Annotated in this window: 15 protein-coding genes and 1 riboswitch; of the genes, 11 read left to right on the top strand and 4 right to left on the bottom strand. The window is 74.2% G+C overall.

What is annotated here, in order from left to right; genetic code table 11:
* Positions 1-14: 14 nt before the first annotated feature.
* Together ACFYNO_RS02830 and ACFYNO_RS02825 are read right to left on the bottom strand one after the other, a co-directional pair.
* Positions 15-293, bottom strand: coding sequence for an Lrp/AsnC ligand binding domain-containing protein (locus ACFYNO_RS02830; RefSeq protein ID WP_388004091.1), 279 nt, complete (start codon positions 291-293; stop codon positions 15-17).
* Positions 290-1084 (bottom strand): rhomboid family intramembrane serine protease, encoded by a 795-nt coding sequence (locus ACFYNO_RS02825; protein ID WP_388004088.1) that lies wholly within the window; start codon positions 1082-1084, stop codon positions 290-292. The genes ACFYNO_RS02830 and ACFYNO_RS02825 overlap by 4 nt, the downstream gene beginning before the upstream one ends.
* A 178-nt stretch (positions 1085-1262) precedes the next feature.
* Here ACFYNO_RS02825 and ACFYNO_RS02820 point away from each other — a divergent pair, with 178 nt between their 5' ends.
* The 6 genes from ACFYNO_RS02820 (at position 1263) to ACFYNO_RS02795 (ending at position 8285) form a co-directional block, all read left to right on the top strand.
* Positions 1263-1502, top strand: coding sequence for a hypothetical protein (locus tag ACFYNO_RS02820; protein ID WP_388004086.1), 240 nt, complete (start codon positions 1263-1265; stop codon positions 1500-1502).
* Positions 1503-1617: 115 nt separating this feature from the next.
* The gene (locus tag ACFYNO_RS02815) at positions 1618-3021 is read left to right on the top strand and encodes an NYN domain-containing protein (RefSeq protein ID WP_388004083.1); all 1404 of its coding nucleotides are present in this window, start codon (positions 1618-1620) and stop codon (positions 3019-3021) included.
* Between the two features lie 186 nt (positions 3022-3207).
* Complete coding sequence (locus ACFYNO_RS02810) at positions 3208-4233, top strand: NlpC/P60 family protein (RefSeq protein ID WP_388004080.1); 1026 nt, start codon at positions 3208-3210, stop codon at positions 4231-4233.
* Between the two features lie 284 nt (positions 4234-4517).
* Positions 4518-4671: riboswitch (cyclic di-AMP (ydaO/yuaA leader) on the top strand.
* A gap of 3 nt (positions 4672-4674) precedes the next feature.
* The gene (locus tag ACFYNO_RS02805; RefSeq protein ID WP_388004077.1) at positions 4675-5832 is read left to right on the top strand and encodes an NlpC/P60 family protein; all 1158 of its coding nucleotides are present in this window, start codon (positions 4675-4677) and stop codon (positions 5830-5832) included.
* A gap of 177 nt (positions 5833-6009) precedes the next feature.
* The gene (locus tag ACFYNO_RS02800) at positions 6010-7080 is read left to right on the top strand and encodes an NlpC/P60 family protein (RefSeq protein ID WP_388004074.1); all 1071 of its coding nucleotides are present in this window, start codon (positions 6010-6012) and stop codon (positions 7078-7080) included.
* 71 nt (positions 7081-7151) lie between these two features.
* The gene (locus ACFYNO_RS02795; protein WP_388004071.1) at positions 7152-8285 is read left to right on the top strand and encodes a hypothetical protein; all 1134 of its coding nucleotides are present in this window, start codon (positions 7152-7154) and stop codon (positions 8283-8285) included.
* 32 nt (positions 8286-8317) lie between these two features.
* Here the strand turns inward: ACFYNO_RS02795 and ACFYNO_RS02790 are convergent, their stop codons facing one another.
* Positions 8318-9706 (bottom strand): glycosyltransferase 87 family protein, encoded by a 1389-nt coding sequence (locus tag ACFYNO_RS02790; protein WP_388004068.1) that lies wholly within the window; start codon positions 9704-9706, stop codon positions 8318-8320.
* A 210-nt stretch (positions 9707-9916) separates the two neighbouring features.
* On the opposite strand from ACFYNO_RS02790, the gene ACFYNO_RS02785 reads away from it, so the two are divergent.
* A complete protein-coding gene (locus ACFYNO_RS02785) occupies positions 9917-11053 on the top strand; it encodes a glycosyltransferase family 4 protein (RefSeq protein ID WP_388004065.1) in 1137 nt (378 codons plus the stop codon).
* Positions 11054-11078: 25 nt separating this feature from the next.
* Here the strand turns inward: ACFYNO_RS02785 and ACFYNO_RS02780 are convergent, their stop codons facing one another.
* The gene (locus tag ACFYNO_RS02780) at positions 11079-12872 is read right to left on the bottom strand and encodes an AMP-dependent synthetase/ligase (RefSeq protein WP_388004062.1); all 1794 of its coding nucleotides are present in this window, start codon (positions 12870-12872) and stop codon (positions 11079-11081) included.
* A gap of 301 nt (positions 12873-13173) precedes the next feature.
* Here ACFYNO_RS02780 and ACFYNO_RS02775 point away from each other — a divergent pair, with 301 nt between their 5' ends.
* From ACFYNO_RS02775 to ACFYNO_RS02760, 4 genes are all read left to right on the top strand, one after another.
* Positions 13174-13608 carry an SRPBCC family protein gene (locus ACFYNO_RS02775; RefSeq protein WP_388004059.1) on the top strand — a complete coding sequence of 145 codons (435 nt, stop codon included), beginning with the start codon at positions 13174-13176 and terminating at the stop codon, positions 13606-13608.
* Positions 13608-14795: an ArsA-related P-loop ATPase gene (locus ACFYNO_RS02770; RefSeq protein ID WP_388004057.1), complete on the top strand. Its 1188-nt coding sequence runs from the start codon at positions 13608-13610 to the stop codon at positions 14793-14795. The genes ACFYNO_RS02775 and ACFYNO_RS02770 overlap by 1 nt, the downstream gene beginning before the upstream one ends.
* A 100-nt stretch (positions 14796-14895) precedes the next feature.
* Positions 14896-15174, top strand: a complete 279-nt coding sequence (locus tag ACFYNO_RS02765) for a DUF5304 family protein (protein ID WP_388004055.1) — start codon at positions 14896-14898, stop codon at positions 15172-15174.
* A gap of 180 nt (positions 15175-15354) precedes the next feature.
* On the top strand, positions 15355-16299 hold the full coding sequence (locus ACFYNO_RS02760; protein WP_388004053.1) for an ROK family glucokinase: 945 nt from the start codon (positions 15355-15357) through the stop codon (positions 16297-16299).
* Positions 16300-16335: the final 36 nt, after the last annotated feature.

Raw genomic sequence — 16335 nt, 5'->3', positions numbered from 1 at the left:
CTACTCCAGGGCCGCTACTCCAGGCCGATCGCGAAGGCCGCCTCCAGGTCGTGCTGGGAGTAGGTGCGGAAGGCGATGTGGGTCTCGGTCGAGGCGACGCCCGGGACCTTGTTCAGCCGGCCGGGGATGATCTCGGCCAGGTCCTCGTGGCGGCGCACCCGCACCATCGCGACCAGGTCGTAGCCGCCGGTCACCGAGTACACCTCGCTCACCCCTTCGATGGCCGCGATGGCCTCGGCGATCTCGGGGATCCGGTCGACGCTGGACTTGACGAGCACGATGGCAGTGATCACTGGGAGGCTCCTGGATTGGGGACGGGATCAGGGTATCCGGCCCGCCGGGTCCCGACCCAGAGGGCGAGGAAGCCGGCCGCGAAGCCGATCACGTGCGCCAGGTAGGCGATGCCCGGCCCGGACTGCGCGGTGCCGGGCCGCAGCGCCGGCGCCGACCACCACTGCACCGCGAACCAGAGCCCCAGCACCAGCCAGGCCGGGAAGCGCAGCGGCAGGAAGAGCAGCAGCGGCACCAGCGCGGTCACCCGGGCCCGCGGGTAGAGCCGCAGGTAGCCGCCGAGCACCCCGGCGATCGCGCCGGAGGCGCCGACCAGCGGCTGCAGCGCGGCCGGGCCGCCGTGCGCGGCGAACGCGTAGCCGTAGTTGGCCAGCAGACCGGCCGCCAGGTAGAAGAGGAGGAACCTGGTCCGGCCCAGCCGCTGCTCCACCGCCGGGCCGAAGACGAAGAGGAAGAGCAGGTTGCCCAGCAGGTGCAGCCAGCCGCCGTGCATGAAGAGCGCGGTGCCGGCCGAGAGCCAGGGCCGCTTGCCGGGGGTCGGCCGCAGCGGGCAGTCCGGCAGCGGCGGCGCGGCGCCGTCCAGCTGGGCCGCGGTCAGCGGACGGTCGCTCAGCAGCTCGGCGGGCACCGCGCCCCAGCGCTGCTGGTAGCGCTGGGCGGCGCAGACCCGCTCGGCCGGCCCGGTGCCGTAGGCCGGGTTCAGCCCGCTCGGCCCGGCCAGGAAGACCAGGCAGTTCACCGCGATCAGCAGGTAGCAGACCAGCGGGCGGGGCGGCTCACGGACCTCGGGCATGCGCCGATCCATTCCGCACGGTGCGGCCCGCGACACCCCCGGTGTACGGCGGGCGGGTGAGCTGTCCAGCAGATGGACATCTCGGCCCTCGACCCCCGGCGGCCCGGAACCAGCCCATAGGCTGGGCGTCTGGCCGGCACCCGGCCCGGACCAGAGCCGTCGAGAGGACCACCACGCCATGACCGTCCCCCTGCCCACGGCCGAGACCCGCTGGCGCTGCACGCTCTGCGGCAACCTCACCCGGTTCGACGTCACCCGCTCCGCGCGCACCGTCGAGTTCATCCACCTGGACCTGGCCGGGGAGCCGAAGGTGGAGGAGCGCGAGGTGCTGAGCGAGACGGTCGAGTCGGTGCGCTGCCGCTGGTGCAACGCGGTGGACCAGGTCGAGCTGGTGCCCCGCCCCGGCGCGGAGGGCTGACGGCGGGCCGCTGCGGAGCGCTCCGTCCCGTGCGTGGTGTCCGTCGCGGCACCGCGCACGAGACAATTGTTCCGAGCGGTGTGTCAGCAGACCAGGGATCGGAGCCGAGGACGCGATGGACGCAGCGAGTCAGGCCACCGGGCCCGGAGCGCCCGAGCCGGCGGGTGAGCCGGCGTCCGAGGCGGTCCCGGAGACGGCTCCGGCGGCCGCCGAGCAGCTGGACCGGCCGCTGCCGGAGGGCGTCCGGCGGCGGGTGGTCGGCCTGGCCGCGGACGCGCTCGGCGGGCTGCCGGTGGCCGAGCTGCCGACCACGCTGCGCCCCTACGCCAAGTTCACCGCCGCCCGCCGGGCCCGGTACGCGGGCACCGCGCTGGCCGCCGCGCTGGAGGCCGACCCGGTCTTCCGGTCCCGGATAGCGGACCGGCTGCGAGCCGGCCAGCCGGATCTGGTGGGCGCGTTGGAGGCGGGGCAGGTGCCGGGCGCGGCCGAGCCGCTGGACGTGGCGGCCGCCGCCTACCTGCTGCGCACCAAGGGCTGGACCCGGCTGGTGGCGGAGGCCGGCGAGCAGGCCGAGCGCTCCGAGGTGGCCGACGCGGCCGCCGAGGCGGCCCGGCTGGTGGAGAAGCTGCAGGAGGAGCTGGCCACCGCCCGCGCCACCGCCCGGGCCGATCTGGAGCGGCAGCGGGCCGAGGGCGAGGGCACCCGCCGGGAGCTGGAGGCGCTGCGCAAGAAGGTGCGCAGCCTGGAGGCGGACACCAAGCGGGCTCAGGCGGAGAGCCGCAAGCTGCAGGGCGAGCTGGAGGCGGCGCGCGGCGCGGCGGCCGGCGAGCGGGCCGCCGCGGAGGGCGAGGCGCGCCGGCTGCGGCACCGGGTGACCGAGCTGGAGGCCGCGCTGGAGTCCGGCCGGCGCTCCGCCCGGGAGGGCCGCAGCGTGGCGGACATGCGGCTGCGGCTGCTGCTGGACACCGTGCTGCAGTCCGCCCAGGGCCTGCAGCGGGAGCTGGCGCTGCCGGTGACCCAGCTGCACCCGGCGGACCTGGTGGACGCGGTGGCGCCCGGCTCGGCCTCGCCGCACGACGTGGCCCGGCGCGGCCTGGCCGAGGACGATCCGGCGCTGCTGGACCAGCTGCTGGCGATCCCCCAGGTGCACCTGGTGGTGGACGGCTACAACGTGACCAAGACGGGCTACCCGACGCTGCCGCTGGAGCAGCAGCGGCTGCGGCTGCTCGGCGGGCTGGCGATGCTGGCCCAGCGCACCCAGGCCGAGGTGACCTGCGTCTTCGACGGCCAGGACCTGGACGTGCCGGTGATCATGGCGCCGCCGCGCGGGGTCCGGGTGCGGTTCAGCCGGACCGGGCAGACCGCCGACGAGCTGATCCGGCAGCTGGTCCGGGCCGAGCCGCAGGGCCGCCCGGTGGTGGTGGTCTCGGCCGACCGCGAGGTGGCCGACGGCGTGCGGAAGGCGGGCGCGCGCCCGGTCTCCTCGACTCTGCTGCTCAACCGGTTGTCCCGGAGCTGACGGGTGGTTCGGGTACCGGTCCCGACCGGCTCCGGGTGAAGCTCGGGTGAAGGGCGTTCCACCGAAGGGTGAGCGTCGGCCGGGGGAGTGGCGCTACGTTCTGATGTTCAGTAGGGTCCGGCGTCAAACCTATTTTTCCGGTCACTCACTCGATCGGGTGAGACCGGCAGAAGAAGGAGCGGTACCTTGGCGTCCCACCGCCGTCCGAAGCAGCCGAGCCGTGCACGCGTCGCCGTGCTCACCGCCGCTGCGGCCACCGCGGTCGCCGTCTCCTCGCAGACCGGTGCCTGGGCCGACCCGAAGCCGTCGCTGGACGACGTCAAGGCGCAGGTCGACGGGCTGAACCAGCAGGCCGAGGCCGCCTCGGAGAAGTACGACGGTGCCAAGGAGCGCGGCGACCAGCTGCGCCAGCAGGCCGCCCAGCTGCAGGACCAGGTCGCCCGCACCCAGCAGGAGGTGACGGACCTGCAGTCCGGCCTCGCCGCGGTCGCCGGGGACCAGTACCGCAACGGCGGGATCGACCCCGCCGTGCAGGTGATGCTCAACTCGGACCCCCAGTCCTACCTGGACAAGACGGCCAGCATGCAGGTGGCCACCAGTACCGAGACGGACGCGCTGAAGTCGCTCACCGGCCAGCAGCGCAAGCTGGACCAGGAGAAGAAGGAAGCCGCGGACACCCTGGCCGAGCTGGACCGCTCGACCCAGGAGCTGAACCAGGCCAAGGCGGACGTGCAGGCCAAGCTGACCGCCGCCCAGAAGCTGCTCAACTCGCTGAGCGCCGCCGACCGGGCCGCGCTGGCCGCCCAGGACCGCGCCTCCCGCAGCGACACCCGCCAGCCCGTCAACCTGCCGCAGGCCGGCGGTTACGCGGGCCAGGCCGTGCAGGCCGCGCTGAGCAAGCTCGGCGACGCCTACGTCTGGGGCGCCACCGGCAGCACCTACTTCGACTGCTCCGGCCTGATGCTCTGGGCCTACAACCAGGCCGGCGTCTCGCTGCCGCGCACCTCGCAGGAGCAGGCCACGGTCGGCACCGCGGTGCCCAGCCTCTCCCAGGCGCAGCCCGGCGACCTGGTGATCTACGGCGCGGACCGGCACCACGTGGGCATGTACATCGGCAACGGCAAGGTGGTGCACGCCCCGCACACCGGCGACGTGGTCCGGATCGCGGACGCCACCGTGATCGGCCCGATCAACACCATCCGCCGGGTCTGACGCTCCGTCGCCCCGACCGGCCGGCCCCCCGGGTGAGGGCCGGTCAGTCGTGCTGTGAGCCGCACCACTGCTGCGTGCACGGCTCGATCACGGGTCGGTGAGGGTCATATCACGGACAGTCAAAGTTGGACCTTTCTTCCGACAAGGATTTGAACAGATCACGGATCTGTCACTAGGGTCACCTAACGACCACCGCGATGGCGTTCACCCGACCCGGGTGACAGCGGGGGTTACCGCCGAGTCTGGAAAGCAGCGCGGACAGTTGACTGTCCGATGGGGGAGCCCCTCAGGGGGTGCTGCGGACCGGAGCCGGGGAACCACTCGTTCCTCCGGGGTGAATCGGCGCCAGGTCGGCCGGCAGGCCGGTGAGGCGTCGTAGGGCACGTCTTCCAGCCCGAACCCGTCAGCTCACCCGGTAGGCGGTCTGAGGAAGAAGGATTCGTGGCGTCCCATCGTCGTCCCAAGCCCGTCGGCCGTACCCGCGCGTCGATCCTGACCGCCGCTGCCGCGACCGCCGTCGCCCTCTCCGCACAGACCGGCGCGCACGCCGACCCGGCGCCCACGCTGGACCAGGTGAAGGCCCAGGTCGATGACCTGAACTCCAAGGCCGAGGCCGCGAGCCAGGCCTACGAGGGCGCGCAGGGCAAGCAGCAGGCGCTGCAGCAGCAGGTGACCCAGCTGCAGGACCAGGTGGCCCGGCAGCAGGACCAGGTGACCAACCTGCAGAACGGCTTGGCCGGGGTGGCCGCCGACCAGTACGCCAACGGCGGGATATCCCCGACCGTGCAGCTGATGCTCAACTCGAACCCGGACAGCTTCCTCACCCAGGCCGGTTCGATCAACGAGCTCAACAGCACCCAGGGCGAGACCCTGAAGCAGCTCCAGCAGGAGCAGCGCAAGCTGGACCAGGACAAGAGCGAGGCCAGCAGCAAGCTCGCCGACCTGGACGCCACCACCCAGCAGCTGAAGGCCGCCAAGGACGACGTCCAGGGCAAGCTGAAGGCCGCCCAGGACCTGCTCAACTCGCTGACCGAGCAGCAGCGCCAGGCGATCGCCGCCGCCGAGGCCAAGCAGGCCGCCGCCGACAAGGCCGCCGCCGAGAAGGCCGCCGCGGACGCCAAGGCCGCCGCCGCCCAGCAGGCCGCCGCCTCCCGCGACACCACCCGCACCGACCTCGGCTCCACGGGCTCCGCCGGCTCGGGCGGCACCACGAGCACCCCGCCGTCCACGGTGGCCTCGACCGGCGGCTCGCACGCCTCGGCCGCCGTCGCCGCCGCGATCACCCGGCTCGGCATGCCGTACGTCTACGGCGCCACCGGCCCCACCTCCTTCGACTGCTCCGGCCTGATGCAGTGGGCCTACGCGCAGGCCGGCGTCTCGCTGCCGCGCACCTCCGAGGAGCAGGCCTCGGCCGGCACCAACATCGGCACGGACATCTCCAAGGCGCAGCCGGGCGACATGATCGTCTACTACTCCGACATGCACCACATCGGCATGTACGTCGGCGGCGGCCAGATCATCCACGCCCCGCACACCGGCGCCAACGTCCGGTACGAGTCCGCGACGGTGATGCCGATCGCGGCGATCGTCCGCCCCTGAGGCGACTGACGCGTCGTCAGGGAACGGCCCGGCCCCCGCAAGGGAGCCGGGCCGTTCTGGTGCAGATGTCTGATTTTGGATCAAATATTCGTATCAGCAGGGGTTTGGACTCGTTGGTCCCGACTCGCTAACGTCGGCGCTCGGACACGACCAGCAGCCGATTGGAGTCGTCAGCCCATGGCGATGCCGCAACGCCCGGTACTCCCGGGCCGTACCTCCCAGCAGGGCCCCCGGCGGCTCGCCCGGGTCCTGGCGGTCACTGCCGCCGCGACCACGGCGCTGGCGATAACGGCCGGCGGCGCGCAGGCGGACCCGGCGGGGCGGCCCGACAAGAACGAGGTCAAGGCCCAGGTCGACCAGCTCTACGCGGAGGCCGAGCAGGCCTCGGAGCGGGCCACCGCCGCCGAGGAGGACGCCAAGCGGCTGCAGGCCGAGGCCACCGCGCTGCAGGGCGAGGTGGCCGCCGACCAGGAGCAGCTCAACACCATGCGGACCGGCCTGTCCGGACTCGCCGCGGCCCAGTACCGGGCCGGCGGGATGGACCCGGCGGTGCAGCTGATGCTCTCCAGCGACCCCGACGGCTACCTGGCCCGGGCCAGCAGTCTGGCCCAGCTCGGCCGGGAGCGGGCCGACTCGCTGCGCGGCATCCAGCAGCAGCAGCGCCGGCTCGACCAGCGCCGGGCCGAGGCCACCGGCAAGCTGGCCGAGCTGGAGGCGGTGCGGGACGCGCTGGGCCGCAGCAAGCAGCAGGTGCAGGCCAAGCTGCGCGGCGCGCAGGCGCTGCTGAACAGCCTGACCGCCGCCGAGCGGACCCAGCTGGCCGCCCAGGACGCGGACCAGGCCGAGCAGCGGGCCGCCCGCGGCGCCGACCGGATCGACCTGGGCAGCCAGCCCGCCGCCTCGGACCGGGCCGCCGCCGCGGTGGCCGCCGTGCTGAGCCGGATCGGCTCCCCGTACGTCTACGGGTCGACCGGGCCCGGTGCCTTCGACTGCTCCGGTCTGATGTACTGGAGCTGGCGGCAGGCCGGAGTGAGCCTGCCGCGCACCTCGCAGGCGCAGGCGTTCGGGGGGCAGCGGATCAGCCTGGCAGAGGCGCGACCGGGAGACCTGGTGATCTTCTTCAAGGACATGCACCACGTCGGCATGTACGTCGGCGGCGGCACGGTGGTGCACGCCCCGCACCCGGGCGCCCGGGTGCGCTACGAGAGCGTCTCCGCGATGCCGGTGGCGGCGGTGGTGCGGGTCTGAGCGCCGTCGAGCGGCTGCCGGGCGAGCACCTGGCGGACCACGGACACCCCGGTGCGGCCGGCCGCACCGGGGTGTCCCGGCGTACCGTCCTGGTGCTGGTGGCCGGCGCGCTCACCCAGCTCTCGCTGCCGCTCGCCCAGGCCCCGGCGCCGGCGGCCGAGGGCGGCCGGGCCGCCGCGGACCGGCTGGCCGCCGTGCTGGCCGCGCACGCCCGGGAGCTGCGGGCCGGGCCGCTGGCCGCGCTGGACCTGGCCGAGCTGGAGTACCGCCCGCTGGACCGGGACGCCCGCTCGGTCACCGCCGAGCTGCGCTACCGGCTGCTCGGCTACGACGACTTCCCCGCGGTGCTGAAGCGGCGCATCGAGCTGGCCGGCGGGGCGGTGGCCGGCGAGTCGGCCGCCCCGGGCAGCGCCGCCGCGCCCTGGGACCCGCCCGGGCCGGTGCGGCCGGTGCACGGCGCGCACTGCCTGGTGCTCGGGCCGGCCGCGCCGGAGGAGCTGGCCGCGCTGGCCGCCGTGGCCGACCGGGCGGTGCCCGCCGTCAGCGCGGTCTGGGGCACCGGCTGGGCCGGCCGGCTGGTGGTCCAGCTGCCCGCCACCGAGGCGCAGTTCGCCCAGCTGCTCGGCGAGGACCCGGCCGCCTACCAGGGCATAGCCGCGGTCACCAGCGCCGCGGCGGGCGCGCCGGTGGACACCCCGGCGGACCGGGTGATGGTCAACCCGGAGGCCTACCGCCAGCTCAGCGAGGTGGGCCGGCAGGTGGTGGTGACCCACGAGTGCACCCATGTGGCGACCCGGGCGGACACCCACCCGTGGACCCCGCTCTGGCTCTCCGAGGGCGTCGCGGACTGGACCGGCTACCTGGCCACCGGCCGCACCGCCCGGCAGATCGCACCCGAGCTGACCGAGGACGTGGCGGCCGGCAGGCTGCCCGCCGCGCTGCCCGCCGACGCCGACTTCGCGGCCGGCTCGGCCGGGATCGCGCAGGCCTACGAGCTCGCCTGGCTGGCCTGCGACCTGATCGCCCGCCAGCACGGCCAGCAGGCGCTGGTGGACGTCTACCGGGCGGTCGGCGCCGCCGGGTCCGGGGCCGGCCGCGAGCAGCAGCTGGACCAGGTGCTCCGGCACCGGCTCGGCTACGGCCTGGCGGAGTTCACCGCCGCCTGGATCGCCGAGGTCCGCAGCCGGCTCGCGCCGGAGGCCTGACGGGGCGCCGGGGCGCCGTCAGCCGTCAAAGGTCAGTCGTCGAGCAGGCTCTGCTCGTAGGCGATGCCCGGGCGCACCGGGTAGGAGGACTGCTCGGCGGCCGGCAGCACCGCGGTGGCGGCGGTGCCCGGCTCGGGGCGGGGGCCCTGGGTGGAGAGCCAGAGCCGCCGGCAGGACAGCAGCGTGGTGGCCACCAGCAGCAGGTTCCGGGCCGTCAGGATCGCCACGCCCATCGGCTGGCTGCCCACCACGTCCGCGAAGAAGGCCGGGAACTCACCGGTGGTCAGCGCCGTGGCGACCAGCACCATGACCGCCACCGGACGCTGGCTGGTGCCGCGCACCGTCATGCAGACCGCGGCCAGGCCGACCAGCCAGACCATGTACTGCGGGCTGATCACCCGGCTGGTCACGGTGAAGAGCAGCAGCGCGCAGAGCGCGGCGTCGTAGAGCGTGCCGGTCTGCCAGCGGCGAGCCCGCAGCCGCCAGTAGAGCAGCCAGCCGAAGCCGGCCAGGGTGGCGGCCATCGAGACCTTGGAGATCACCGAGACCCAGGGGCCGAGCAACTCCACCGAGCCGTAGTTCATCGAGACCAGCCCGTGCCAGCCGCCGAACATCCGGGCGAAGTGCAGCGGCAGCGCGCCCACCGACTCCACCTCGATGCCGCGGTCGGCCTGGAAGGTGAGGAACTGGAAGGCGCCGTTCATGCCCGCGGCGATCAGGAAGGCCAGGGTGGCCACCGCGGCCACCGCGGAGGTCCAGGAGCGCCGGGTGCGGCGCCCGCGCGGGGTGCCGGCCAGCGCCAGCAGCGGCCAGATCTTGATCAGGCCGCCGATGCCCAGCAGCACGCCGCCCAGCACCGGCCGGCGCAGCAGCACCAGCAGGCCGGCCACCGCGATGGCGGTCACCAGGATGTCGTAGCGGCAGTACACCGTCGGGCCGAGCAGCGGGACCCCGATCACCCAGGTCCAGGCGCCGGACAGGGCCCGGCCGCGGCGCAGCCCGGAGCGGACCAGCATGGCCAGCGCGATGGCGTCGAAGAGCATCGCGAAGACCCAGAACGAGACCAGGTAGGACCAGGGCAGCAGGCCCGGCAGCAGCATCACCAGGGCGGCGCCCGGCGGGTACTGCCAGGTCACGTCGTCCATCGGGAAGGTGCCGGTCTGCAGCACCTCGTACCAGCCGTGGTAGATCACCGAGACGTCGGCGGTCACGTCCAGGCCGCCGAGCTTGATGATGCCGGCGGTGATCAGGATCAGCAGGACCCGGGTGACCGTCCAGGTGGAGAGCACGCCCCAGAGCGCGCCGCGCCCGGGGACGGGTGCGGAGACGGCGGTCGCCCCGGGGGGCGGGGGAGCGGCCAGTGCGACGGCGCCACTGCTCTCGGTGCCGGCCCGATTCTCCGGGCCGTCCTGCGCCACCACCACTGTGCTCCCTCATTGATCTCACCGCGCGCCACGCCCGGACCCCACCGCGCGGGGACCGGCCGTGCGCCCGTCCATCGACTAGGACAGGCCCGGCGGAGAAACGGTTGCGGCCTGCACGTCCGTTCCCGCCGAGACGGCATGGTGACCTATGGTACGGATCGGCGGGGGGAGACCAGCACCCCCCTGACCGTGCGAGGCGTGGCCAGTATGCCGAAAACCCTCATCGTGACCAACGACTTTCCCCCGCGCCCGGGCGGAATCCAGCGCTTCGTCCACAGCATGGCGGTCCGCCAGCCGGCGGACGAGATCGTGGTGTACGCCTCATCCTGGCGGGGCGGGGAGGAGACCGCGCGGTTCGACGCGGAGCAGCCCTTTCAGGTGATTCGCGACCCCGCGACGATGCTGCTGCCGAACCCGCGCACCGCCCGCCGGGCGGCCGGGATCCTGCGGGCCGAGCGCTGCCAGGCGGTCTGGTTCGGGGCCGCCGCCCCGCTGGGGCTGCTGGCGCCCGCGCTGCGCCGGGCGGGCGCCCGGCGGCTGCTCGGCATGACGCACGGCCACGAGGCCGCCTGGGCCCAGCTGCCCGGCTCCCGGCGGATGCTGCGCAAGGTCGGCGAGGGCGTCGACACGCTCACCTATCTGGGCGAGTACACCAGGAGCCGGATCGCCGGGGCGATCGGGCCCGGCCCGGCCGCCCGGATGGCGCACCTGCCGCCGGGGGTGGACGAGCGGGTCTTCCACCCCGGCTCCGGCGGGGCCGAGGTGCGGGCCCGGCTCGGGCTGACGGACCGTCCGGTGGTGGTCTGCGTCTCCCGGCTGGTGCCGCGCAAGGGGCAGGACACGCTGATCGAGGCGCTGCCGCAGGTGCTGGCGAAGGAGCCGGAGGCGGTGCTGCTGATCGTCGGCGGCGGCCCCTACCTGCCCGCGCTGCGGCGGCTGGCCGAGGCCCGCGGGGTGGCCCGGTCGGTGGTCTTCACCGGCGAGGTGCCCTGGCCGGAGCTGCCCGCGCACTACGGGGCCGGGGACGTCTTCGCGATGCCCTGCCGGACCAGGCGCGGCGGGCTGGACGTGGAGGGGCTGGGGATGGTCTACCTGGAGGCCTCGGCGACCGGCCTGCCGGTGGTGGCCGGCGACTCCGGCGGGGCGCCGGACGCGGTGCGCGAGGGCGAGACCGGCTACGTGGTGCCCGGGCGGGCGCCGGAGCTGCTGGCCGAGCGGCTGGTGCAGCTGCTCGGCGACCCGGGGCTGCGGCAGCGGCTGGGGGCGGCCGGGCGGGCCTGGGTGGAGCAGCAGTGGAGCTGGGAGCTGCTGGCCGGGCGGCTGCGGGGGCTGCTGGCGGTCTGACGGACCGTCGGCAGCCCCCGGGCGGCTACTTCTGGTAGAGCGCCTCGATCTCGGCGGCGAAGTCCTTCAGCACCACGTTGCGCTTCAGCTTCAGCGAGGGCGTCAGGTAGCCGTTCTCCTCGGAGAAGACGGTGTCGAGGATTCGGAACTTCTTCACCGCCTCGGCGTGCGAGACGGCCTTGTTGCCCTCGTCCACGGCCTCCTGGAGGGCGGCCAACAGCTCCGGGTCCTCGGCGAGGTCGGCGGCCGCGGCCGGGGCGCGGCCGTTGAGCTCCAGCCACTTCGGCAGGAACTCCTGGTCGATGGTGATCAGGCAGGCGATGAACGGCTTGCGGTCGCCGACCACCATCACCTCGCCGACCAGCGGGTGGGCCCGGATCCGGTCCTCGATCACGGCGGGGGCGACGTTCTTGCCGCCGGCGGTGATGATGATCTCCTTCTTCCGGCCGGTGATGGTCAGGTAGCCGTCCCCGTCCAGCGAGCCCAGGTCGCCGGTGGCGAACCAGCCGTCCCGCAGCGACTCGGCGGTGGCCTGCGGGTTGTTCCAGTAGCCGGTGAAGACCTGCGGGCCCTTGAAGAGCACCTCGCCGTCCTCGGCGATCCGCACCGAGGAGCCGGGCAGCGGCTGGCCGACCGTGCCGATCTTCTGCTTGTCGTGCGGGTTGAAGGCGGTGGCGCCGGCCGTCTCGGTCAGGCCGTAGCCCTCCAGCACGGTGAAGCCGATGCCGCGGTAGAAGTGGCCCAGCCGCTCGCCCAGCGGCGCGCCGCCGGAGATCGCGTGGGTGGCCCGGCCGCCGAGCGCGGCCCGCAGCTTGCGGTAGACCAGGCGGTCGAAGAGCGCGTGCTTGATCCGCAGCGCCAGCCCCGCGCCGCCCAGCTCCTGGGCCCGGCTGAAGGCGATCGCGACCTCGGTGGCCCGGTCGAAGATCTTGCCCTTGCCGTCGGCCTGCGCCTTGGCCCGGGCGGTGTTGTAGACCTTCTCGAAGACCCGCGGCACACCCAGGATCAGGGTCGGCCGGAACGAGGCCAGCTCGCTGGTGACGTCCTTGAGGTCGGAGACGTGGCCCAGCTTGGTGGCCGAGATGAAGGTGGCGATCTCGGCGATCCGGCCCAGCACGTGGGCCAGCGGCAGGAAGAGCAGGGTGGAGCTCTCGCCGGTGACGAAGAGCTCCGGCATCCGGGTGGTGACGTTGCCCAGCTCGTGCATGAAGTTGCGGTGGGTCAGCTGACAGCCCTTCGGGCGGCCGGTGGTGCCCGAGGTGTAGACGATCGAGGCGAGCGAGTCGGGTGTGGCCACCGAGCGGCGTTCGGTCACCGTCGCGTCGGTCACCCGGGCGCCGGCCTCGGCCAGCTCGGCCAGCGCGCCGCGGTCGATCTGCCAGCCGTGCGCCAGCTCCGGCAGCCGGTCGCGGACCGAGGCGACCACGGCGGCGTGCGCGTCGGTCTCGGTGATCACGGCGACCGCGCCGGAGTCGCCGAGGATCCACTGCACCTGCTCGGCCGAGGAGGTCTCGTAGACCGGCACGGTGATCGCGCCGGCGCACCAGATCGCGAAGTCCAGCAGGGTCCACTCCCAGCGGGTCCTGGACATCACCGCGACCCGGTCGCCGGGCCGCACGCCGGCGGCGATCAGGCCCTTGGCCGCCTGGTGCACCTCGGTGAGGAAGGCAGCGGCGGACACGTCCTGCCAGCGGCCGTCCACCTTCTTGGCGAGCACGGCGTTGCCGGGGTTGCGCTCGGCGTTCTGGTGGACCAGGTCCGAGAGGTTGCCCCCGCTCGGGACCTGGTAGAGGGCCGGAAGGCTGAACTCGTCGAGCACTGCTGCTCCTCGTCTGCGACGCTGCGGGACGCGAGGACGTTACTGCCCGGTAGGCAGTTGGGGGTAGGGGGATCGGGCTCGTTGTTCGAAGTGTCACATCGGCGGACGAACCCGGACCGAACGTCTTACGTCCGTCTCCTGTTGCGATCCGCACGATACGGCAGCGCGGCGGTGACCCATTGGTAGCCCCCGCGGGCACGGCCGCCGGGCCCCCGCGCGATAGCCTTCACTGGGTCCGACCGCCCCGGTCGGCGGCACGGACGGCACAGACGGCCCGCACGGGACACACGGAGGCCCACCCATGGCGGAACACACCAGGTCGAGCATCGTCATCGCGGCGACCCCGGCCGAGGTGATGACGGTGATCGCCGACTTCGAGGCCTACCCCGCGTGGACCGGCGAGGTCAAGGAGATCGAGGTGCTGGGCCGCACCGCCGAGGGCCGGGCCACCGAGGTCCGGCTGCTGCTGGACGCCGGCGCGATCCGCGACGAGCACGTGCTCGCCTACACCTGGGACGGCGACCGCGAGGTCTCCTGGACCCTGGTGAAGAGCCAGATGCTGCGCTCGCTGGACGGCTCCTACGCGCTGGCCGCGACGGCCGGCGGCACCGAGGTGACCTACCAGCTGGCCGTGGACGTCAAGATCCCGATGCTCGGCATGATCAAGCGCAAGGCCGAGAAGGTGATCATCGACCGGGCGCTGGCCGGTCTGAAGAAGCGGGTCGAGACGCCCTGATGACCAGGCTGGTGCTGGTCACGGGCGACGTGCCGGCGATCCCCGCGGTGGCCGCCGCGAGCGCGGCGCACGCCGCCGGGCGCGGTCTGCGGACGCTGCTGCTGGCCGCCGACGACCCGCACCGGCTGGTGGACGAGGAGCTCGGGCACCGGCTCGCCGACGCGGCCGCCGAGCTCGAACCCGGCCTCTGGGCACGGCGGCTGGACGAGCAGCAGGCCTTCCGGCAGGCCGTGGCCGGGCTGGACGGGCGGCTGCGCACCGGCTACGACCTGCTCGGCGTGGAGCCGCTGGAGGCCGAGGAGCTGACCGCGCTGCCCGGCACCCGCCAGCTCGCCCTGCTGCGCGCGCTGCGGGTGCCCGCCGGGGAGTACGACCTGGTGGTGGTCGCCGCCCCCGCGCCCGCCGAGCTGACCGCCGCACTGGCGCTGCCCGAGCAGCTGGACCGCTACCTGGCCCGGCTGCTGCCCGAGCAGCGGCAGGCGGCCCGGGCGCTGCGCCCGCTGCTGGCCGCGGTGGCCGGGGTGCCGATGCCCTCGGACTGGATCTACTCCGCCCGGGCCTGGGCGGCCGCCGAACTGGCCGCCACCCGCGCGGTGATCGAGTCGCCGCGGACCTCGGTGCGGCTGGCGGTCTCCGCGTCCGCCTGCTCGCTGCCGGCGCTGCGCCGGGCGGCGGCCGGGCTGGCGCTGTTCGGGCACCGGCTGGACGCGGTCGCGGTGCACCGGGCGCTGCCCGCCGCCGCGGTGGACTCGGCCGACCCCTGGCTGGCCGGGCGGGCCGCCGCCGAGCGGGCCGAGCTGGACACCCTTTCTGATGAGCGGGGCGGGCTGGGCGTGCCCGTGCTGACGGCGGACCAGACCGCGGACGGGCCGGCGGCGGTGGCTGCGCAGCTGTTCGGCGAGGGGCCCGCGCCGGAGCCGGCCGGGCGCTGGCCGTGGACCGCCGAGGACCGGCTGGCCGAGGACGGGGTGCTGCTCTGGCGGCTGGCCGCGCCGGGCGCCGACCGGGCCGACCTGGAGCTGGTCCGGCGCGGCGACGAGCTGGTGGTCGGCCTCGGGCCGTACCGGCGGATACTGCCGCTGCCCGGCGCGCTGCGCCGCTGCACGGTGGCGGGCGCGGCGCTGCGGGACGGCGAGCTGACCCTGCGGTTCGCGCCGGATCCCGCGCTCTGGCCCGAGCAGCGTTAGCCCGCGGCGGCCGGAACCCTGGACCGACCCCTGCGCCGTGCCCGGTCGGGCCGGTGCGGGAGGTAGCGTCGAACCCGAGCCGCCGTTCGAGGGAGACGTCATGAACGATTCAAGCCCTGTCGACACCCCGTTGGTCGAAGAGGTGCGCAAGCTGGCCACCGCCGTGGGTGAGCAGGCCCAGCAGGCCTTCGGCCGGTTCCGCGAGGAGAACCCCGAGGTCGTGCGCCACCTGGCCGCGGCCGGCAGTGAGCTGCTGGCCGCCTACCGCGCCGCCGTCTCCGGCCATGAACGCCGCTGGTCGGCGCCGCAGCCGACCGACCCGGAACACATCCGGCTGGACGAGGAGCCGGGCGCCGCCGCCGAGGGGGAAGAGGCCTAGACCGGATGACCGTGCGGTGGTGCTCCGTCACCGAACGAGGCGAATCGTACGACTTTTGAAGCCATCCGGCAGGGTTCCCAGATTCTTGTCTTCGGATAATGTATGGCCAAGTGTGTACGGGAGCACGGCCGGGCGGGTAGCGTTCCGCCCATCGGGCATGAGTGGATGACTGAGGGACACATGGCTCTGACCATCGGCGTCGACGTCGGCGGCACCAAGATCGCGGCCGGCGTGGTCGACGAGAGCGGCGAGATCCTGGCGCGCACCCGGGTCCCCACTCCGGCCGACCCGCAGTGGGCCGTCGACGCCATCGCGCAGGCCGTGCGCGAGCTCAGGGAGCAGTACCCGGCGGTCGAGGCGGTGGGCGTCGGCGCGCCCGGCTTCGTGGACCGGGACCGCTCCACGGTGATCTTCGCGCCCAACATCGACTGGGAGAACGAGCCGCTGCGCACCCGGATCGAAGAGCTGACCGGGCTGGCCGCGGTGGTGGAGAACGACGCCAACTGCGCCGCCTGGGCCGAGTTCAAGTTCGGCGCCGCGGCCGAGCACACCGACATGGTGCTGATCACCGTCGGCACCGGGATCGGCGGCGGCATCGTGCTGGACGGGCGGCTGCACCGCGGCCGGTTCGGCGTGGCCGGCGAGATCGGCCACCTCAACATGGTGCCGGACGGCCTGCTCTGCGGCTGCGGCGGCCACGGCTGCTGGGAGCAGTACGCCTCCGGGCGGGCGCTGCGCCGCTACGGCCGGGAGAAGGCGGCCGCCGACCCGGTGGCCGGCAAGGTGATGCTCGACCTCAACGACGGCGTGGCCGAGACCATCCGCGGCATCCACATCACCGAGGCCGCCGAGGCCGGCGACCCGCTGGGCCTGGAGGTCTACCAGGAGGTGGCCGACTGGCTGGGCCGCGGCATGGCCGACCTGGCCGCGCTCTTCGACCCGGGCGTCTTCGTGCTCGGCGGCGGCGTCTCGGACTCCGGGCGGCTGCTGCTCGACCCGGTCGCCAAGGCCTTCGAGCACTACCTGACCGGCGGGGTGCACCGTCCGCGGGCCGAGGTGGTGCTGGCCTCGATGGGCTCCGCCGCGGGCATCGTCGGCGCGGGCGACCTGGCCCGCACCGTCTGACGGGCCGTCCGACGCAGTGGGGCCCCGCCGGTCACG

This window comes from Kitasatospora sp. NPDC006697 (genome assembly GCF_042869935.1).
Lineage (GTDB): Bacteria > Actinomycetota > Actinomycetes > Streptomycetales > Streptomycetaceae > Kitasatospora.
This window is presented reverse-complemented; position numbering and strand designations above follow the sequence as displayed.